Here is a 3,494-nt window from a genome sequence, read left to right as displayed (position 1 = left end):
TATTGGCCAAAACACCTTAATCTTTTGTCTGGCTTTACGTATAATGCGCCCAAAGTGTTATGTTGTCGGAATTACCATGAGTCAGCAAGCCCCCATTCTGGAACCTATTCAGTATCCGTTTCCTGCCAAACCCATCCCGCTTTCGGATGCGCAAAAGGCGGAATACAAAGAAAAAATCAAGGCGCTTTTAAAAGCTCGTGATGCTGTGCTGGTTGCGCACTACTACACAGATCCCGAAATCCAGGCGCTGGCGGAAGAAACCGGCGGCTGCGTGTCTGACTCGCTTGAAATGGCCCGCTTTGGCCGTGACCACCCCGCGCAAACCCTTATCGTTGCCGGTGTGAAGTTCATGGGTGAAACCGCTAAAATCTTAAGCCCGGAAAAAACCGTGTTAATGCCAACGCTGGAGGCAACCTGTTCACTGGACGTGGGTTGCCCCATCGAGATCTTCAGTGCCTTTTGTGACGCCCACCCTGACCACACAGTGGTGGTATACGCCAACACTTCGGCTGCGGTAAAAGCCCGTGCCGATTGGGTCGTCACCTCCAGCATTGCCCTCGAAATCGTTGAGCACCTGGACAGCGAAGGCAAGAAAATCATCTGGGGTCCGGACAGACACCTTGGCAGCTACATCGCCAAGCAAACCGGTGCCGAAATGCTGCTGTGGCAGGGCGAGTGTATCGTTCACGATGAATTCAAAGCCAAGGCGCTGCGCGAGCTAAAAGTCCATTACCCGGATGCCGCTGTGCTGGTACATCCTGAATCGCCCGCAAGCGTAGTGGAAATGGCCGATGCGGTAGGCTCAACCAGCCAGCTTATCAAGGCCGCGCAAACCCTGCCGAACGATACCTTTATCGTGGCTACCGACAAGGGCATCTTCTACAAGATGCAGCAGGCTGCCCCCGGTAAAACATTGATTGAAGCCCCAACCGGCGGAAACGGCGCGACCTGTAAGAGCTGTGCCCATTGCCCCTGGATGGCGATGAACGGCCTTAAGGCGATTGAAGCGGCACTATCTGCAACAGATACGGCTGAACACGAGATATTTGTGGATGAATCATTGCGTGAACGTGCCAAGCTGCCGCTGGATCGCATGCTCGATTTTGCCAAGACGCTGAATATGCAAATTAAGGGCAATGCTTGAAGTGAAAAGTGTTGCCTTAGTCAAAAAAGCCGCGTGTGCGGTTTTTTTATGGTCTACATTTACTGTTGTATTCCAGACCAAAGAGGTATTTAGCGACTAAACTTAGCTCGCTATATTTCGTTAGCCCCACCTCTATTCTTGCTTTAAATTTGTGTTGAGGGATCTTTAAATGAACATGCGATGGATAGCTAACCTGAGCTTGAAAAGTAAACTTGTTTTGGTATTTCTGCCGCCGCTCCTTGGTTATCTGATTTATGGTGGGATTTTGCTCAATGAAAAACGCCATGAACTGGTAACCCTTGAGAAGGTGAACGTACTCTCCGAGCTGGCTGTTACAGCCAGTGCTTTGGTGCATGAACTACAAAAAGAACGCGGCATGAGTGCCGGCTTCATTGGTTCGTCCGGACAAAATTTTAAAACACAGCTTCCCTCACAACGTAATCTTACAGATACCAAGCTTTCCGATTACCGGGGCTTCATTCAGGAAAACTCGTTTCCCGGGGAAGTACACCGCAAGATCAGTCAGGTCGAGTCAAATTTGAATCAAATGGCCAACATGCGTACTCGCGTTGATGGCTTGTCTGTTCCCCTTGCTGAGCAGGTAGCTTTTTATACTGTAATTAATATCGCTTTACTTGGCATTGTGGATGACATAGTAAAAGTTGGCTCCAATAAAGATATCGCTGTAGCTTCAGCGGCATTTTCCGCTTACTTGCAAATGAAAGAGCGTGCCGGTCTTGAGAGAGCTGTACTGGCTTCCACACTCGGAAATGACGGTTTCAAGCCGGGTGTTTTTACCCGGGCAGTTAAATTAATGTCTGAACAGGAAACCTATGCAGAGCGATTTGTTGCCTTGGTAAACGAAGAAATGGCAGCTTCGTGGCAGAGAATCATTCAACAAAACGAGATAAAAGAAGTTCAAAGATATCGGGAATTGGCGTTAGGTCAGGATAATTCAGTTATTTCGTCTGCATCAGCAGAAGATTGGTTTAAAACCTCAACTGGTCGTATAAATTTGCTTTATGGATTTGAAAAGCAGTTAGCAGAGGATCTGCAACAACAAACATCGAATAGACTGGCTTCAGCTAACTTACAGCTGATGCTGGTATTGGCTTCACTCATTATTGTGCTGATAGTGGTTGTAGTTATGGGTATGTCCGTGATGGGATACCTCAATCGAAGCATTCGAGATATCGAAACCAAAATGAGTAGGGCTAAACAGAACTTTGATCTTTCTACCCGGATTGAGCTGCAAAGCCATGATGAATTGGGCCGCCTTGGTAATGCTTTCAACGGAATGATGAAGGATTTTGAATCCGTTATTACTCAGGTTAAACGAAATACCGTAACAGTTACCAATGCGGTGCAGCAGATGGAGTCTCAATCTATCCAGATGCGGCAAGATGTGGCGCAAGGTCATTCAGAAGCAGAACAGGTTGCTTCGGCGATGACAGAAATGAGTGCGACCGTCAGTGAAATTGCGTCAAATGCCGTAGAAGCCTCCTCAGCTTCAACCAAAGCAAATCAGGAAGCGAAAACCGGTAATCAGGAAGTGATGCACACCGGTGACACCATTCAACATCTTGCTAAAGAAATCAACGCAGCCGCTGATGCGATCTCACGTCTCGATAGCGATATCCAGGGAATTGTGAGCGTGCTCGAGGTAATTAGTGGTATCGCTGAGCAAACCAATTTGCTGGCGCTTAATGCTGCCATTGAAGCTGCACGTGCCGGTGAAATGGGCCGTGGTTTTGCTGTTGTTGCCGATGAAGTTCGTTCACTTGCTCAGCGGGCGCAGGCGTCTACCACGGATATCAGAGCCATGACCGAAAGGCTGAAAGATGGCGCTAAAATAGCCGTTGAGGCTATGGGACGTGGTCAAAATCAAGCGCATGCCTGTGTGGATGAAATAATGCACGCAGGGGAGGAACTTCGACGCATCGTTGAATACGTGGGTGTTATTGACAGCATGAACGAACAAATTGCGACGGCGACTCACGAACAAAGTGCAGTTGCCGAAGAAGTGAATCGTAATGCGCTAAGAATAAGTGAAATTTATGAAAATACTCATAAAGTTGCTGATGAGCTTGGGCGCATCAACGATGGGCTTTTGAACGCCGTTAATTCAATGAGTACAGAGGTATCCCGATTTACGCTGACAAAAAATTAGTGTTCGGCGGATGTATAAATAGCGGGCTTTCAAGGCCCGCTTTTTATTTTCAGCCCTAAACCACCTACTTCAGTAGGTGGTTATCATCCAAATGGGCTTTGCCCGTATATCTACCCATGCTAAATGCATCTTTGATTTTTAGCGAAGTCAAAAGAGGCAAATAACATGAGTAGATACGAG

General features: G+C 47.7%; 2 protein-coding genes. Both read left to right on the top strand.

Annotation, left to right across the window (positions count from 1 at the left end):
* Positions 1-76 precede the first annotated feature (76 nt).
* A complete protein-coding gene (nadA, locus tag ABYK60_RS18325; RefSeq protein ID WP_372873429.1) occupies positions 77-1,144 on the top strand; it encodes a quinolinate synthase NadA in 1,068 nt (355 codons plus the stop codon).
* Between the two features lie 169 nt (positions 1,145-1,313).
* On the top strand, positions 1,314-3,314 hold the full coding sequence (locus ABYK60_RS18320; RefSeq protein WP_372873428.1) for a methyl-accepting chemotaxis protein: 2,001 nt from the start codon (positions 1,314-1,316) through the stop codon (positions 3,312-3,314).
* Positions 3,315-3,494 lie beyond the last annotated feature (180 nt).

The sequence above is a fragment of the Shewanella sp. genome (assembly GCF_041630135.1).
Lineage (GTDB): Bacteria > Pseudomonadota > Gammaproteobacteria > Enterobacterales > Shewanellaceae > Shewanella.
Note: the sequence above shows the minus strand (reverse complement) of the source record. Positions and strands in the feature narration are given on the sequence as shown.